The sequence below is a fragment of the Actinoplanes sp. NPDC024001 genome, from assembly GCF_040638955.1.
Taxonomy (GTDB): Bacteria; Actinomycetota; Actinomycetes; order Mycobacteriales; family Micromonosporaceae; genus Actinoplanes.
The window spans coordinates 1-15,537 of record NZ_JBEZZB010000056.1; the positions used below are offsets into that span (position 1 = coordinate 1).

The window sequence follows — 15,537 nt, forward strand, 5'->3', positions numbered from 1 at the left end:
GGGGCCCGCCCCCCGCGCGGCCCGGCGGCGGCCCACGCGGGAGCGGCCCTCGGGGCCGCGGGCGCCCCCGCGGGCCCGGGGGCGCCAGTGCCGGGGCGCTTCCGCGTCGGTCTGCAGCGACCAGCCCCACGCGGCGAGGGCCGCCTCGCCGGCGTCCGCCACGGACCAGCCGGCGAGCGCGTGCAGCCGTTCGCCGGGCAGGTCGCGGGCGGCCTGGCAGAGGGTGAGCGCGGACGCCTCGCCGGAGTAGCGGCCGATCGTCGGGGTGCGGCCGACGACGCCGACCACCGCGGCGTACCGGGGTGACCACAGTCCGGCGCCGGCGAATCCCTCGCCGGCCATCCGCTGCTCGTCGGAGGCGAGCCGGACCCAGCCGTAGCCGAGCGAGGCCGCGATCACCCCGTACGCGTCGTCGCCGAACGGGGTGGCGGCCGGGAACCCGAAGGCCCACCAGTGCTCGCCGACCAGGTCGGCGCCGTCCGGGCAGAGCAGGGGCGCGGGCAGCACCGCGTCCGGTACGGGCTCGGCGAGAACGAGCACGGCGACGTCACCGTCCTCCTCGGCGCGGACCGCGGCCACCCGGCGGCGTTCCGACCGGGGCACCGCGGCCTTCGGGAAGGCGACCCAGAGCGGGCTGCCGGCGGTGTGCCGCTCGCGCACCACCGAGTACGCGGTGAGCACCCGGGTACGGTCGATGACGATGCCGCTGCCGAGCGGCCGGTCGGCGCCCCGGCCGCGGGGACCGGGCGGGGCGGCGTGGACGGCAACCGTCCATGGGTCGCGGCGCGGCGCCGGCAGCTGGTATGGCCCGGTCATCTGTCCAACCCCCGACGTGATTACTCTCCGTCAACGGCGTCAGATTACGTTCGGACATTCATCATCACAATGTGTGATCATGGACAGATCCTGATGTGGCACATCGACACGCTCCGCTACTTTCCGGCAACCCTCCGTCATTCCACTCCCGGACAGAGAGTGGCACTTCTGTAGTTGCGGAACCCGCTGGTGGACAACAGAAATGCGGGAAGTTTTCGGATGGGAGCGTGACCGGTCTCGCTTTACAGCCTCCGAGGGCTGTGCCACGATACGGCTCGATCATTCCCCGAAAGCGCGTTCCCGCAGGTAGCGGGCTCCCTTCGGGCGCGGTCATCAATATCTGCCGGCGGTGGGGGCCGAGAAGTCGAAAGAGAGAGCGGGACGGTGACGGACAGTCAGACCGCGGTCGTCAACGACGTAGCAAGCCTGGTCCGTGCCGCTCAGGGCGGCAGCACCGGCGCCGTCGATCAACTGATCACCGGGCACCTCTCGTTGATCTACAACATCATCGGCCGGACCCTGGACGGTCACCCGGACGTGGACGACCTGGTGCAGGACACCATGCTCCAGGCCATCCGCGGTCTCGGTTCACTGCGGGAGCCTGACCGGTTTCGTTCATGGCTGATCGCGATCGCGTACCGCCGGGTCCAGATGCACCTGCGCTCCCGGAAGATGACCCTGTCCCGCCGCCACCCGGAGCCGGTCGACGTGCCGGACCCGGTCGGCGACTTCGCCGAGCGCACCACGGCCGAGCTGGTCGTCGCCGAGCAGCGCCGGGAACTGGCCGAGGCCGGCCGCTGGCTGAACGAGGGCGACCGCCGGCTGCTGGCGCTCTGGTGGCAGGAGGCAGCCGGCGACCTGACCCGGGCCGAGCTGGCCGGCGCGCTGGGCGTCAAGCCGAACCACGCCGCGGTCAAGGTGCAGCGGATGAAGGCGCAGCTCGACCTGAGCCGCAGCGTCGTCCGGGCGCTGCGGGCCAAGCCGATCTGCCCGGAGCTGTCGGAGACCGTGCGGTTCTGGGACGGCACCGTCGACTCGGTCTGGCGCAAGCGGCTGGCCCGGCACGTCCGGGACTGCCCGAAGTGCCGGGTCCACCAGCGTGGCCTGATCGCACCGGAACAACTGCTGCTCGGCGTGCTGGCACTGCCGGTGCCGGCCGCGCTGCTCGCCGCGATCCAGTCGGCCGTGCACGGCGGCGCGGCGGCGCCGGCCGCGGTCGCCGGCGGCGCCTCGCTGGTCGCCCACGTGCAGACGCTGGTGCAGCACAAGAGCCTGGCGGCGGCCACCGCGGTCACCGTCGCGGCCGGTGGCGGCTTCGCGTACGCGGTGTTGCACACCCCGGCCCAGCCGGAGACGCCGCGGGCGGTCGCCCCGCCGGCCGCCACGGTCACCGCCCCGCCGCCGGCCTCGGCCCGCCCGTCAGCGGCGGCGAGCCGGAGCGTGAGCGCCGCCCCGTCCGCGCCGAGCCGGGCCACGCCGACGTCGCGGGCGGTCGCCGGGCTCGGGGTGAGCAGCGCCGACATCTACGTGGCGCCGAACGGCTCGGACGACGGCGACGGGAGCCTGCGCCGGCCGTACGCGACCGTGGCGAAGGCGATCGCGGTGGTGAGACCGGGGCAGACGATCGCGCTGCGCGGTGGCACCTATCGGCCCACGAGTCCGATAACGATCACTACAAGCGGAACCGCGTCGGAGCGGGTGGTGCTCAGCGGCTACGGCGCCGAGCGGGCCGTCATCGACGCGTCGGCCATCCCGGCGGACCGGTGGGCGATCACCCAGGAGTCGTCCTACTGGACCGTGCGGGACCTGGAGATCACCGGGGCGCGTAACGCCGCGTACACCTGCCTGGCGTGCACGAACAACGTCTTCCAGCGACTGTCCGTACACGGCGCTGACGGTTCCGGGCTGATGCTGCGTGACCCCGGCACGGCCGGCAACCAGGTGCTGGACAGCGACTTCTACGACAACCAGGGGTCCGGGCTCGCGGTGCAGTTCGGCGACGGCGAGGGGAACCTGCTGCGCGGCAACCGGGCCTTCGGCAACGGCGGGGACGGCGTGAACCTCGGCGCGTTCGGCAGCCGGGTGGCGGTCGAGTACACCTGGTCGTACGACAACGGGGCGAACGGCTTCGCGGTCGGCGGCGGCACCCCACCCGCCGTCGCCGCCCACCGGATCCGCCACAACGCCTCCTGGGGCAACAACGGGCACGGCTTCGTCGACGAGGGCAACTCCGCCGCGATCGAGCTGGCGAACAACACTGCGTTCCGCAACGTCAACCTGGGCTTCTCGATGACCACCGCGGCGGCGGTGCTGCGCAACAACGTGGCGGTGGGCAACACCCAGGGCGAGGCCTCGGCGTCCGGCGGGGCCAAGGCGAACAACAACAGCTGGCAGCAGTCCGGCTGGTCGGACGATCGGTTCCGGTCCACCGACGCGGCGGTGGCCGAGGGGGCGCGTACCGCCACCGCCGGGCTGCCGCCGACGTCGTACCTGACCACCGGCAACGGGATGGGCGCCTCGATGGCCGGCTGAGCCCCGCTCAGCTCGCGCCGAGCGACTCCGGAACCCGGTACCCGGGGTACGGATCGACCTCCGGGTCGCCCTGCGGCCCGCCGGCCGCGGTGGCCCGCAGCAGCAGCGAGGTGCCGTCGGCGCAGTCGATCCGGACCCCGCACGGCACCTTGCCGCGCTCGTCGGTCGGCCCCAGGTCGGGCAGCGCCACCAGCTGCCACGACCGGAACGCGGCCGGCCGGGCGGCATCGAGCAGCCAGGCGATCAAGACCGCGATCCGGTCGACGCGCCGCGTCGGCGGCGGCAGCACCTCGGGCGTGGGCAGGGCGTTCTCCCTGGGCCACACCGCACCCCAGAGGTACGCCTCGGCGCCGCTCTCGTAGCGCACCCGGACCCCGGCCGGGGACGGGCCGCCGGGGACGAGGTCGTGGCCGTAGCGTTCGACCGCGGTGATCTCGGGGTGGCCGCTCGCGGCGACCAGCGCCTCGATGACGTCGAGGACCTGGGCGAGGTGCACGACTCCAGCCAACGCCGTCGCGCCGGGACCGGGTCACCCACATTGTGCGATTCGGCCGGATGGCATCAAGGGGTCATGCTTGAGGGTGCGCTCGTGACACCCGGCTCGGCCGGTTTGGCGCCGGCCGTCGACCGGGAACTGCGTGACGCATCCACCCCGGACCCGAGGAGCTGCAGTGGAAGTAACCGGCTTCTTCACCGCCATCATCATCGGCCTGATCATCGGAGCGCTGGGCCGGCTGGTCCTGCCCGGCAGACAGAACATCTCGATCTGGCTCACGCTGGGTATCGGCGTGCTCGCCGCGATCCTGGGCACGTTCCTCGCCGGCATCCTCGGCGTCGACGACACCCGCGGCGTCGACTGGATCGAGCTGGCCCTGCAGGTCGGCCTCGCGGCCGCCGGCGTGGCCCTGGTCGCCGGCATGCGCGCCCGCCGGCCCTGACAAGGACTCCGCGCCCGGGCCCGGCCACCCGGCCGGGCCCGGCACGGTAGGTTTCGGTCATGGCCCGCGTACGCGCCGCTCTCTATCTCGACTTCGACAACGTGTTCAGCGGACTGATCAAGCAGGACCCGGACGTGGCGATCCAGTTCGCCAAGGAGCCGGGTGCCTGGCTGTCGCGTCTGACCACGACGCTGACGGTCGACGGCGCACGCCGCTGGCTGATCGTCCGCTGCTACATGAACCCGGGCGGCTGGGTGCCGAACCCGGATCCGGCGGCCGGCCAGCAGCGGCTCTACTACTCGCAGTTCCGGCCGTTCTTCGTCAACGCCGGCTTCGAGGTGATCGACTGCCCGCGACTGACCCACACCAAGAACGCCGCCGACATCCGGATGGTGGTCGACGCGGTGGACGCCCTGGCCGACCCGGTCGGCTACGAGGAGTTCGTCATCGCGTCCGGCGACTCCGACATGACTCCCCTGCTGGTGCGCCTGCGCCGGGCCGACCGGCGGACCACGATCGTCTCGCCGTCGGACGCGGCGGAGGCGTTCATCGCGGTCGCCGACCGGCTGATCACCAGCCAGGAGCTGCTGGAACTGGTGCAGGGCGAACCGGTGGACAGCGACGAGGACCCCCCGGTCGCTGACGAGGGCGACGGCCCGGTCACCTACGAGCAGTTCCGCGACCTGGTCCGGTGGCGTTACGACGCCGCTCCCGGCCCGCTCAACCTGGCCTCGCTCGCGCACGACCTGCGCCGCCAGCTCGGCCCCAGCGTCGATCAGACCAGCTGGTTCGGCTTCGGCGGGTTCGTCCGGGCCCTGGAGAGCCTGGGGCTGGCGCACGCCAAGTTCTCCAACCACTTCGTCTGGGACGCCGGGCGCCACGACCCGCCGGAGGCGTCCGGCGCGGCCGGGCCCGCTCCGGAGCCGGTGGCCCGGCTCAGTGCCCTGCTCAGCCTGCCGCGCCTGCCGCGGGAGATGTGGCCGCCGGTCTACCAGGCGCTGGCCGACTACGCGGCCAGTCATCACTTCAACCTGACCGAGGCCACCCGCTGGGGCCGGGACCGGCTGGCCGAGCAGGGCGTGGACGTCAGCCGCGCGGCGATCGCGTTCGTCACCCGCGGCACGGCGTTCGGCGGCGCCCCGCTCTACCGCCAACCGCCCCCGGCGGCCGCCGAGATCGCCAGCGCCTTCGCCGACAACGTGCTGAGCCGCGCCGAGGCCGCCTCCATCCCGCTCACCGAGGAGGAGACCACCCAGGTCCGCTCCTGGCTCGGCGCCACCCCCCACCCCGGCTGACGCCCGGCGCTGCCTGAACGCCCGGCAGGCAGCCCTCGCGGGCAGCCGCCCCACCCGGCTGACGCCCAGCGCTGCCTGAACGCCCGGCAGGCAGCCCTCGCGGGCAGCCGTCCAACCCGGCTGACGCCTGGCGCTGTCTGAGGGCCTGGGGTGGAGCCGGCGGGAGCCGGGTCAGCGGAAGAGGCGGTCGGCGGCGGCGTCCCAGGCGGCCACCAGGTCGAACGTGTCGGGGTCGCGCAGCCACTGGATCTGCAGGCCGTCCATCAGCGCGACCACCTGGCTGGCGACGGTCCGGCCGTCGGCCGGGGGCGGCACGAGCGCGCCGAGCGTGGTCATGATGCGCCGCTGGCGGGCCTGGAAGTAGTCGTGGGCGGGGTGGTCCGGGGCCAGCGACTCGGCCTCCAGCACGGCGAAGAGCCGGACGATCTCCGGCTGCCCGGCGTTGCGGCGGACCAGCGCGGCACAGACCTGCGGGAGGGTGACCAGGCCCGGGCCCTCGGTCCAGAGCCGGTCGATCGGGACGCCGAGCTGGCTCGCCAGGGACCGGGCGTCGGCCTCGTCGCGGTGCTCCAGCACGGCGACGAGCAGGCTGTCCTTGGAGCCGACGTGGTGCAGCAGACCGGGCACGGTGAGCCCGCAGTCGTCCGCCACGTCCTGCATCGACAGCCCCCAGAAGCCGCGTTCGGCGATCAGGCGGGTGGTCACCTCGATGATCTGCCGGCGCCGCTCGGCCGCCGGCAGGCGGGCGCGATCCCGGCGCAACGGCTGTGCCCTCTTCACAGCGTCTTTCCTACCAGCAGCTCTTGCCTTGCCGGTCGGCCCGTGGCTATGTTGCAGAGCAGCTAATACCTAGTAGGTACTCAGTAAGACTTTCCCCAGCTTGATCACCCTTTCCCCGGTGTCCCACACCCCCGCGAGAGGACACTCCGTGACGACGACGTCACCTTCTGACGAGATAGCCCGCCCGAGGCTGCGCGGCACCAACCTGCGCCTGCTGATCGGGATGTTCCCCGCCAACATCGGCATCTACCTGCTCTGGGGCGCCATCCCCGGCATCCTCCTGCCGCTGCAGATCGAGGAGATCGACCCGGCGAACAAGGCCGGCAACCTGGCCGTGGTGGCGACCATCGGCGCGTTCGCGGCGATGCTGGCCCAGCCGATCGCCGGCACCATCTCCGACCGCACCCGCAGCCGCTTCGGCCGGCGCGCGCCGTGGATCGTCGGCGGCGCCCTGATCGGCGGGCTCGCCCTGGTCGGTCTCGCCTCGGCGAACACCCTGGTGCAGATCGCGATCGCCTGGACGATCACGCAGATCGCCTACAACTTCGCGCAGGGCCCGCTCGGCGCGATCATGCCGGACCGGGTGCCGGCCGCGCTGCGCGGCACGTTCGCCGCGGTCAGCGGCCTGGGCCTGATGCTCGGCGCGATGGGCGGGCAGATCGCCGCCACCGGGTTCGCCGAGAACGTCGGCGCCGGCTACCTGACCTTCGCCGGGATCGCGCTGATCGCGCTGACCCTGTTCGTGCTCTTCTGCCCGGACCGCGACAACCGGGACGAGCCGCGCCGCCCGTTCTCGTCCGCCGCCCTGCTGCGCAGCTTCTGGTTCAACCCGCGGCGGCACCCCGACCTGGGCTGGGCCTTCCTCGGCCGGCTACTGCTCTACCTCGGCTACTTCCTGGTCAGCGGCTACCAGCTGTACATCCTGCAGGAGTACATCGGGCTCGGCGACGACGCCGTCGCGTTCGTGCCGGCGCTCGGTGTCGCCTCGCTGGTCACCATCCTGATCGCCACGATGATCGGCGGCCCGCTCTCGGACCGCTTCGGCCGGCGGCGGATCTTCGTCGGCGCGGCCGCGGTCATCTGCGCGGTCGCCCTGGTCATCCCGTGGGTGCTGCCCACGAAGACCGGCATGCTGCTCTACGCGGTGATCTCCGGCTTCGGGTTCGGGCTCTTCCAGGCGGTCGACACCGCCCTGATCACCGAGGTGCTGCCGGCGGAGGAGGACTTCGCCAAGGACATCGGCGTGGTCAACATCGCGGCCACCCTGCCGCAGGTGGTGGCGCCCGGCGCGGCCGGCCTGGTCGTGGTCGCCCTCGGCTACGGCCCGCTCTTCCCGGTCGGCATCGTCCTCATGCTTCTCGGCGGCCTCGCCGTCGTACCCATCACATCGGTTCGCTGAAAGGAAATCATGTCCTCCGAGCTCACCACCGCCGAACAGGCAGCGCTCACCAGCGGCGGCGACTTCTGGCACACGACGCCGGTGGAGTCCGCCGGGATCCCCGGTGTCACCGTGACCGACGGCCCGCACGGCGTACGGATGCAGGCCGGCGAGGGCGACCTGCTCGCCGGCGTCCCGGCGACCTGCTTCCCGCCGGCCGTCGCCAGCGCCTCCACCTGGGACCCGGAGCTGCTGCGCCGGATGGGTGAGGCCCTCGGCGACGAGTGCCGCGCGCAGGACGTCGCCGTCCTGCTCGGCCCCGGCATCAACCTCAAGCGCAGCCCGCTCGGCGGCCGCAACTTCGAGTACTTCTCCGAGGACCCGATCCTGACCGGCGTGCTCGCCACCGAGTGGGTACGCGGCCTGCAGAGCCGGGGCGTCGGGGCGTCGCTGAAGCACTTCGCGGTCAACAGCCAGGAGACCGACCGGATGCGGGTCAGCGCCGACGTCGACGAGCGCACCCTGCGCGAGATGTACCTGCGCGCCTTCCAGCGAGTGGTCACCCGGGCGCAGCCGTGGACCGTGATGTGCGCCTACAACAAGATCAACGGCGTCTACGCGAGCGAGCACCACTGGCTGCTCACCGAGGTGCTGCGCGACGAGTGGGGTTTCGAGGGCCTGGTCGTCTCCGACTGGGGCGCGGTGGTGGACCGGGTCGCCTCGGTCGCGGCCGGCCTGGACCTGACCATGCCCGGTCCGGACGCCGAGGGCGACGCGGCGCTGGTGGACGCCGTCGCCACGGGACGCCTGGACGCCGCCCTCCTGGAGACGAGTGCGGATCGCGTACGGAAGCTGATCGAGAAGGCCGGGACGCGCCCGGCCGGCGGCTATGACGCCGAAGCGCACCACGCGCTCGCCCGGGAGATCGCCGGAAGGGCGATCGTGCTGCTCAAGAACGAGGGCGACCTGCTGCCGCTGCCGACCGACGGCGTCACCATCGGGGTCCTCGGCGAGTTCGCGCGGTCGCCGCGCTACCAGGGTGGCGGCAGCTCCCAGATCACGCCGACGAAGCTCGACGACGCGCTCACCGAGATCACCGCGGCGGCCGGCGGTCAGGTGCGGTTCGCGGCGGGGTACGGCGCCGACGGCAGCACGCCCGACGAGGGGCTGCTGGCCGAGGCGGTGGAGGTCGCGCAACGCTCCGACGTGGCGATCGTCTTCGTCGGCAGCGTGCACGAGACCGAGGGCGCCGACCGCGACTCGATCGACCTGCCGGCCGCGCAGGTGACGCTGATCGAGCGGGTCGCCGCGGTCAACCCGAGGACGGTCGTGGTGCTCTCCAACGGCGCGGTCATCGCCACCAAGCCGTGGGACGAGAAGGTGCCGGCCCTGCTGGAGGGCTGGCTGCTCGGCCAGGCCGGCGGCAGCGCCATCGCCGACGTGCTGTTCGGCCGGGTCAACCCGTCCGGGCGGCTCGCCGAGACGATCCCGGTCAAGCTCGCCCACCACCCGTCCTACCTGGACTTCCCCGGCGAGCACGGCCACGTCCGGTACGGCGAGGGCCTGCACGTCGGCTACCGGGGCTTCGACGCGCAGGAGCGGGAGGTGGCGTACCCGTTCGGGTTCGGGCTGTCGTACACCACGTTCTCCTACGGCGCGGCGCGCGCGTCGGTGACCGCGACCGGCATCGAGGTCCGCGTGCCGGTGACCAACACCGGCGGGCGCGACGGGCGCGAGGTGGTCCAGGCGTACGTCAGCCTGCCCGGCTCCCGGGTGCAGCGGGCGCCGCGCGAGCTGAAGGCGTTCGCCAACGTGGCGATCGGCGCCGGCGAGACGGCCGAGGTGCTGCTCACCATCGACCGCGACGACCTGGCCTACTGGGACACCCGGCTCGGCCGGTGGGTGGTCGAGGGCGGCGAGTACCTGGTCGCCGTCGGCTCGTCGTCGCGGGACCTGCGCGCGACGGTGACCGTGCACGTCGCCGGCGACCCGGCCCGGGTGCCGCTGACCGCCGAGTCCAGCGTCGGCGAGTGGTTCGCCGACCCGCGCGGCGCCGAGCTGCTCGGTCAGGCGTTCGCCGCCGCGACCGCCGACGCGGGCAGCGACAGCCCGATCTCGGCGATGGCCGCCGACCCGGCGATGCTGATGATGCTGGGCAGCCTGCCGCTGAGCCGGATGGCGAAGTTCCCGGGCAGCCCGCTGCGGGCGGAGCAGCTGGACAAGCTGGTCGACGCGGCCAACGAGTAGCAGCGCCGGAGCCGGGTCCGTCAGGTGCGGGCCCGGCTCAGCAGCGTCTGGATCCGGGTGACCAGCTCACGCGGGCTGAACGGCTTGGTCACGTAGTCGTCGGCGCCGGCGCTGAACCCGCCCTCGACGTCCTGCTCCTGGACCCGGGCGGTGAGCATGATGATCCGCATCTGCGCGGTGCCGGGCTCGGCGCGCAGCGTCCGGCAGACGTCGATCCCGGACATGCCCGGCATCGAGACGTCCAGCACGGCCAGGTCGGGATGCCGCGCCCGCGCGGTCTCGACGGCGGCCTGACCGTCCCCGACGGCGATGACCTCCAACCCGGCCTGTTCCAGCTTGAACGCCACCAGGTCACGGATGTCGGCGTCGTCGTCGGCTACCAGGACCGTCGCCACGGCAGCTCCCCCCGAATCCAATTCGCCACTTCTTCGGACGATAGCTCGTTAAAAACGGATATGTGGGTAGGTCTTCGGATGTGGCCGCTACCGAGCGGCAACCGTGACGCGCCTTTGTTGCAGCCCGGAGCCGGTGTGCTGAGAAGCAGACAACCACTGAGCTACCGAACGGCTGGGAGGATCCGATGACCGCACTGATCGACGACGTCCGCTGTGAAGCTCTCTTCGTCTCGCACCTGCAGCGCTCCCAGGAGCCCACCGCGGAAGTCATCCGGGCCGAGGTCCTCGCCACCGTCGACCGCCTCGGTGAGGCCGGCTGCGCCGAACTGGTCGCCCAGGAGTTCGGCGAGCACCCGGACTGCGCGATCGGCCGGATGCGGTGGGCCCGTACCGCGGTCCGGTTCGCCTTCGCGGCGTGACGGGGTGGCGCCGTACCCTCGCCGGACCGTAAGCTCACCGCCATGCGCGCGAGAATGACCATGTGGTGGCCCGCCTGACCGGCGGCCACACCCCCCGCGCGTAACCAACCACCGCGGCCGCCTCTGTCGAGGCGGCCGTTTCGCATGGCCCGACCTCGGCCGGCACCGCCGACGAACCGAGGAAGTGTGACCGCCATGCACCAGCCCTTCGCCCTGCTGCACCGCGACGGCGCCGACCATGTCGAAGTGCTCACCGGCGACGTCGTCACCGTCGCCACGCTCGCCGACATCCCGATCGGCCCGACGCTGGCGCTGATCCCGTACCGGCAGGTCGCCGAACGCGGCTTCGAGTGCGTCGACGACGGCGCCCCACTGGAATGCCTGCTGGTCAGAGACCGGCGCACCGAGCCGCTGAGCGCGTACCCGCCGGGTTCACCGACCGTGCGCGACGGCGGGTTCGACATCTCCGACGACGAGTACGCGGCGATCGTCGAGGAGGTGCTGCGCGACGAGATCGGCCACGGCGAGGGCGCCAACTTCGTCATCCACCGCGTCTACCAGGGGACCGTGGAGGGCGACCCGGTCGAGGCCGCCCGCGCCGCCTTCGGCCGGCTGCTCGCCCACGAACAGGGCACCTACTGGACGTTCCTGCTGCACACCGGCACCCGCACGCTGGTCGGCGCCACCCCGGAACGGCACGTCAGCGTCGCCGACGGGATCACCATGATGAACCCGATCAGCGGCACCTTCCGCAACGGCTCGGGTGACCTGCTCGACTTCCTGCGCGACCCGAAGGAGATCGAGGAGCTCTACATGGTCCTCGACGAGGAGCTCAAGATGATGGCCACGGTCGCCGAGCACGGCGGGCAGGTCGCCGGGCCGTACCTCAAGGAGATGTCGCACCTCACCCACACCGAATATCTGCTGGCCGGCCGCGGCTCCCTCGACGTCCGCGAGGTGCTGCGCGAGACCATGTTCGCGCCGACCGTCACCGGCAGCCCGATCGAGAACGCCTGCCGGGTCATCGCCCGCCACGAGCGCCGCGGCCGGCGCTACTACGCGGGCGTCGTGGCGCTGCTCGACCACGACGAGGCGGGCCGGCAGACCCTCGACGCGCCGATCCTCATCCGGACCGCGGAGATCACTCCCGACGGCACCCTGCGGGTGCCGGTCGGCGCCACCCTGGTCCGGCACTCCTCGCCGGCCGGCGAGGTCGCCGAGACCCACACCAAGGCCGCGGGCGTCCTCGCCGCGCTCGGCTTCCTCGACAAGAACCCCGCCCGGGTACGGGAAAGCGCACAGTCCCCCGAGGTCGAGGCGCTCCTCGCCGCCCGTAACGACGGCCTCGCCCGGTTCTGGCTGGACTCGCGGTCGCCGGGCGCCCTGGTCGTGCCAGAACTGGACGGCCGCACCGCGGTGATCGTCGACGCCGAGGACACCTTCACGGCGATGCTCGCGCACCAGCTGAAGGCGCTCGGCCTGGTGGTCACCGTGCAGCCGTGGACCGCTCCCGTGCCGGCCGCCGACCTGGTGGTGATCGGGCCGGGCCCGGGCGACCCGTCCGACCTCGCCGCGCCGAAGATGGCGGTGTTGCACGAGCTGGTCTCGTCGCTGCTGGCGTCCGGTCGGCCGGTCTTCGCGGTCTGCCTCGGCCAGCAGATCCTGGCGTCGCAGCTCGGGCTCGCGCTGACCCGCCGGGACGCGCCCTATCAGGGGCTGGCGCGCGACGTCGACCTGTTCGGGTCGGTGCGGCGGGTCGGCTTCTACTCCAGCTTCTCGGCGTCCTCGCCGGAGGCTGTGGTCACCACGCCGCACGGCGAGGTCTCGCTGGCGGTCGACCCGGCGGACGGGATGGTGCACGCGCTGCGGGGCAAGCGGTTCGCCGGGGTGCAGTTCCACCCCGAATCGGTGCTGAGCCGGGACGGCATCGAGGTGCTGCGGGAGCTTCTGCCGCCACTTCTGGTGGAAGTGGTTAGTCCCGCCGTAACCGGGTAGCGAAAACAGTGTCGGTGGTCCAAGGCGATCGAGAGCCTCTCCTTGGGCCACCGGCCCACCGGCGCACACATGGAGTTCGGGCGCCGTCGACTCACGACTCCTAGGATCGGGGCCATGGAGGTCACCTTCTATTTCGACCCGGCGTGCCCGTTCACCTGGCGCACGTCCCGCTGGCTCGTCTCGGTCGCGCCCGAGCGGGATCTCACCGTGCGGTGGAGCCCGTTCAGCCTGGCGATCCTCAACGGCGACGACGTGCCCGAGAGGTTCCGGGCGGCGCTGGACGCGTCGACCCGCGCGCTGCGGCTGGTCGCGGCCCTGCGGGCGGACGAGCAGCAGGCACTCGTCTCGGCGTTCTACACCGAGCTCGGCAACCGTACGCACGAGGCCGACGCCATGATCAGCGACCGGATCGTCGCGGAGGCCGCCGAGGCCGCGGGCGCCGAGAAGGCGGCCGAGATCCTCGACGATCCCTCCTGGGACGACGCGGTCCGCGAGTCGCACGAGACCGCCATGGCCCTGGCCGGCCCCGGCATCGGCTCCCCGGTGCTCCAGGTTGCCGGCGCCACCCGCGGCCTGCACGGCCCGATCATCGGCGAGGCTCCGGCACACGAGGACGCGCTGGCGATCTGGGACGCGACCGCGGCCCTGATCCGCGTCGACACGTTCTTCGAGGTCAAGCGCGGCCGCGGCTGACCCGCGCCGGCCGGATCAGGCGTCGATGGCCGTGCGCAGGCCGGCCAGCCACTCGCCGGCCTCGGCCGGCCCGGCGCCCCGCAGGATCCGGCGCATGAGAGCCGAGCCCACCACGACCCCGTCGGCGTAGGCGCAGGCCGCGGCCGCCTGGTCGGCGCCGGAGATGCCGAAGCCGAGCAGCACCGGCAGCTGCGTGACCCGCTTCAGCGAGGTGACCAGCTCCCGGCCGGACTCGTGCGGGGACGTCTGCTCGCCGGTCGGGGCCATGACGCTGACCGCGTACACGAACCCCCGGCTGCGCGCGGCGATCTCGGCGCGCCGCCGGGCGGGAGTCGAGGGTGAGGCCAGTAGCACCAGATCGATCCCGTGCCGCTCGGCGACCGCGCCCACCGGCGCGGCCTCGTCCACCGGCAGGTCGGGGGCGATCAGGCCGGTCATCCCGGCCTCACGCAACGCCGCGCAGAACGTCTCGGCGCCCCGGTGCAGGACCAGGTTGGTGTAGCCGAACGCGATCAACGGCACCCCGAGGTCCAGCCGGGAGATCTCCGCCAGGACGCCGGTGACGGTCGTGCCGCGGCGCAGCGCCTGGTCGGACGCCCGCTGGATGACCGGCCCGTCCAGCGTCGGGTCGGAGAACGGCAGACCCACCTCGATCGCGTCCGCACCGGCGTCCACCGCCGCGCGCAGCGTGTCGGTCCAGTTCGCGGTGACGCCGGCGGTCACATAGGGAACGAGCATCTTCATGACAGCTCCATCAGGGTCGCCATGTCCTTGTCCCCACGCCCGGAGAGGGTGAGGACCACCGTCGAACCCGCCGGGATGGTGCCGTCGGCGGCCGCGCGCAGCACCCACGCCACCGCGTGCGCCGACTCCAGCGCGCAGAGGATGCCCTCGGCGCGGGCCAGCCGGTGGGTCGCGGCCACCACCTCGGTGTCGTCCGCCGTCACGTACGTGGCCCGCCCCGTCTCCGCCAGGTACGCGTGTTCCGGCCCCACCCCGGGATAGTCGAGCCCCGCCGAGATCGAGTGGGCCTCCAGGATCTGCCCGTGCGCGTCCTGGAGCACTTTGGACCGGAAGCCGTGCAGCACCCCGGGGCTGCCGGCGCTGATCGCCGCCCCGCCGGCCGCCTCCACCCCGACCAGCCGGGCCGGGGTGTCGAGGAACCCGGCGAAGGTCCCCGCCGCGTTCGACCCACCGCCGACACAGGCGACCACGAAGTCCGGCACGCCCGCCTCGCACTGCGCCCGCGCCTCGTCCCCGATCACCCGCTGCAGCTCACGCACCATCCACGGGTACGGGTGCGGCCCCAGCGCGGACCCGAGGCAGTAGTACGAGTCGTCGACCACGGTCACCCAGTACCGGAACGCCTCGCTGGTCGCGTCCTTCAGGGTCCGGCTGCCCGCGCTCACCGGCACCACCTCGGCGCCGAGCATCTTCATCCGGAAGACGTTGAGCTCCTGCCGTTCGATGTCGCGCTCGCCCATGAACACCGTGACGTCGAGCCCGAGCAGCGCCCCCGCGGTGGCGGTGGCGACGCCGTGCTGGCCGGCCCCGGTCTCCGCGATGAGCCGCCGCTTGCCCATCCGCCGCGCCAGCAGCGCCTGCCCGAGCACATTGTTGATCTTGTGGGATCCGGTGTGGGTGAGGTCCTCCCGCTTGAGCAGCAGGGTGATGCCGAGTTCCGCGGAGAGCCGCACCGCCGGGGTCAGCGGGGTGGGCCGTCCGACGTAGACCGCCAGCAGATGCCGCAACTCGGCCCGGAACTCCGGGTCGTGCCAGGCCTCGGTGAAGGCCCGTTCCACCTCTTCGCAGGCCGGGACGAGCGCTTCCGGGACGAACCGCCCGCCGTACTCCCCGAATCGGCCGAGCCCCGCCGGACGGCGGACGTCGGCACGCACCAACTGATCCACAACGACTCCTAGAGTTCTAGAACAGTGCGACAGTTATAGCACACAGTTCTAGAACTGTTCCACTGTGCAGGTGATCGTGGTTTACATCCGTCGCCGCGGCGGGTATCCCGCTGCGCGTCATCGTTCTCATTCGGAGGGC

At 72.6% G+C, this 15,537-nt stretch carries 14 protein-coding genes; 8 read left to right on the plus strand and 6 right to left on the minus strand.

Going from position 1 to position 15,537, the window contains the following annotated elements; genetic code table 11:
• Positions 1-816 (minus strand): serine protease (locus tag AB0F81_RS22395; protein WP_360200206.1); only part of this gene is annotated, 816 nt, incomplete at its 3' end.
• A gap of 384 nt (positions 817-1,200) precedes the next feature.
• On the opposite strand from AB0F81_RS22395, the gene AB0F81_RS22400 reads away from it, so the two are divergent.
• A complete protein-coding gene (locus AB0F81_RS22400) occupies positions 1,201-3,348 on the plus strand; it encodes a sigma-70 family RNA polymerase sigma factor (RefSeq protein WP_360200208.1) in 2,148 nt (715 codons plus the stop codon).
• Between the two features lie 7 nt (positions 3,349-3,355).
• Here the strand turns inward: AB0F81_RS22400 and AB0F81_RS22405 are convergent, their stop codons facing one another.
• The gene (locus AB0F81_RS22405) at positions 3,356-3,844 is read right to left on the minus strand and encodes a hypothetical protein (RefSeq protein ID WP_360200210.1); all 489 of its coding nucleotides are present in this window, start codon (positions 3,842-3,844) and stop codon (positions 3,356-3,358) included.
• A 175-nt stretch (positions 3,845-4,019) separates the two neighbouring features.
• Here AB0F81_RS22405 and AB0F81_RS22410 point away from each other — a divergent pair, with 175 nt between their 5' ends.
• Complete coding sequence (locus tag AB0F81_RS22410; protein WP_360200212.1) at positions 4,020-4,286, plus strand: GlsB/YeaQ/YmgE family stress response membrane protein; 267 nt, start codon at positions 4,020-4,022, stop codon at positions 4,284-4,286.
• 59 nt (positions 4,287-4,345) lie between these two features.
• Complete coding sequence (locus AB0F81_RS22415) at positions 4,346-5,581, plus strand: NYN domain-containing protein (protein ID WP_360200214.1); 1,236 nt, start codon at positions 4,346-4,348, stop codon at positions 5,579-5,581.
• 171 nt (positions 5,582-5,752) lie between these two features.
• On the opposite strand, the gene AB0F81_RS22420 is transcribed toward AB0F81_RS22415, so the two are convergent.
• A complete protein-coding gene (locus AB0F81_RS22420) occupies positions 5,753-6,361 on the minus strand; it encodes a TetR/AcrR family transcriptional regulator (RefSeq protein ID WP_360200216.1) in 609 nt (202 codons plus the stop codon).
• A 148-nt stretch (positions 6,362-6,509) separates the two neighbouring features.
• Between AB0F81_RS22420 and AB0F81_RS22425 the strand changes: the two genes are divergently transcribed.
• Together AB0F81_RS22425 and AB0F81_RS22430 are read left to right on the plus strand one after the other, a co-directional pair.
• Entirely contained in the window at positions 6,510-7,760 is a 1,251-nt protein-coding gene (locus AB0F81_RS22425) for an MFS transporter (RefSeq protein WP_360200218.1), read from the plus strand.
• 9 nt (positions 7,761-7,769) lie between these two features.
• Positions 7,770-9,986, plus strand: a complete 2,217-nt coding sequence (locus AB0F81_RS22430) for a glycoside hydrolase family 3 C-terminal domain-containing protein (RefSeq protein ID WP_360200220.1) — start codon at positions 7,770-7,772, stop codon at positions 9,984-9,986.
• A 20-nt stretch (positions 9,987-10,006) separates the two neighbouring features.
• Here the strand turns inward: AB0F81_RS22430 and AB0F81_RS22435 are convergent, their stop codons facing one another.
• On the minus strand, positions 10,007-10,381 hold the full coding sequence (locus AB0F81_RS22435; protein ID WP_360200222.1) for a response regulator: 375 nt from the start codon (positions 10,379-10,381) through the stop codon (positions 10,007-10,009).
• A gap of 185 nt (positions 10,382-10,566) precedes the next feature.
• Here AB0F81_RS22435 and AB0F81_RS22440 point away from each other — a divergent pair, with 185 nt between their 5' ends.
• The 3 genes from AB0F81_RS22440 (at position 10,567) to AB0F81_RS22450 (ending at position 13,488) form a co-directional block, all read left to right on the plus strand.
• Entirely contained in the window at positions 10,567-10,800 is a 234-nt protein-coding gene (locus AB0F81_RS22440) for a hypothetical protein (RefSeq protein WP_360200224.1), read from the plus strand.
• 195 nt (positions 10,801-10,995) lie between these two features.
• Positions 10,996-12,795: an anthranilate synthase family protein gene (locus tag AB0F81_RS22445; RefSeq protein WP_360200226.1), complete on the plus strand. Its 1,800-nt coding sequence runs from the start codon at positions 10,996-10,998 to the stop codon at positions 12,793-12,795.
• A gap of 114 nt (positions 12,796-12,909) precedes the next feature.
• Entirely contained in the window at positions 12,910-13,488 is a 579-nt protein-coding gene (locus AB0F81_RS22450; protein ID WP_360200228.1) for a DsbA family protein, read from the plus strand.
• Positions 13,489-13,503: 15 nt separating this feature from the next.
• Here the strand turns inward: AB0F81_RS22450 and trpA are convergent, their stop codons facing one another.
• Positions 13,504-14,232, minus strand: coding sequence for a tryptophan synthase subunit alpha (trpA, locus tag AB0F81_RS22455; protein WP_360200230.1), 729 nt, complete (start codon positions 14,230-14,232; stop codon positions 13,504-13,506).
• Positions 14,229-15,398, minus strand: a complete 1,170-nt coding sequence (gene trpB, locus AB0F81_RS22460; RefSeq protein WP_360200232.1) for a tryptophan synthase subunit beta — start codon at positions 15,396-15,398, stop codon at positions 14,229-14,231. Before trpB ends, trpA begins: the two co-directional genes overlap by 4 nt.
• Positions 15,399-15,537: the final 139 nt, after the last annotated feature.

What these genes read in the sequence shown, in the direction of transcription:
- AB0F81_RS22415 (WP_360200214.1), top strand. Translation starts at nt 4,346, where the DNA reads ATGGCCCGCGTACGCGCCGCTCTCTATCTCGACTTCGACAACGTGTTC.
- AB0F81_RS22430 (WP_360200220.1), top strand. Translation starts at nt 7,770, where the DNA reads ATGTCCTCCGAGCTCACCACCGCCGAACAGGCAGCGCTCACCAGCGGC.
- AB0F81_RS22440 (WP_360200224.1), top strand. Translation starts at nt 10,567, where the DNA reads ATGACCGCACTGATCGACGACGTCCGCTGTGAAGCTCTCTTCGTCTCG.
- AB0F81_RS22445 (WP_360200226.1), top strand. Translation starts at nt 10,996, where the DNA reads ATGCACCAGCCCTTCGCCCTGCTGCACCGCGACGGCGCCGACCATGTC.
- AB0F81_RS22450 (WP_360200228.1), top strand. Translation starts at nt 12,910, where the DNA reads ATGGAGGTCACCTTCTATTTCGACCCGGCGTGCCCGTTCACCTGGCGC.
- trpA (WP_360200230.1), bottom strand. Translation starts at nt 14,232, where the DNA reads ATGAAGATGCTCGTTCCCTATGTGACCGCCGGCGTCACCGCGAACTGG.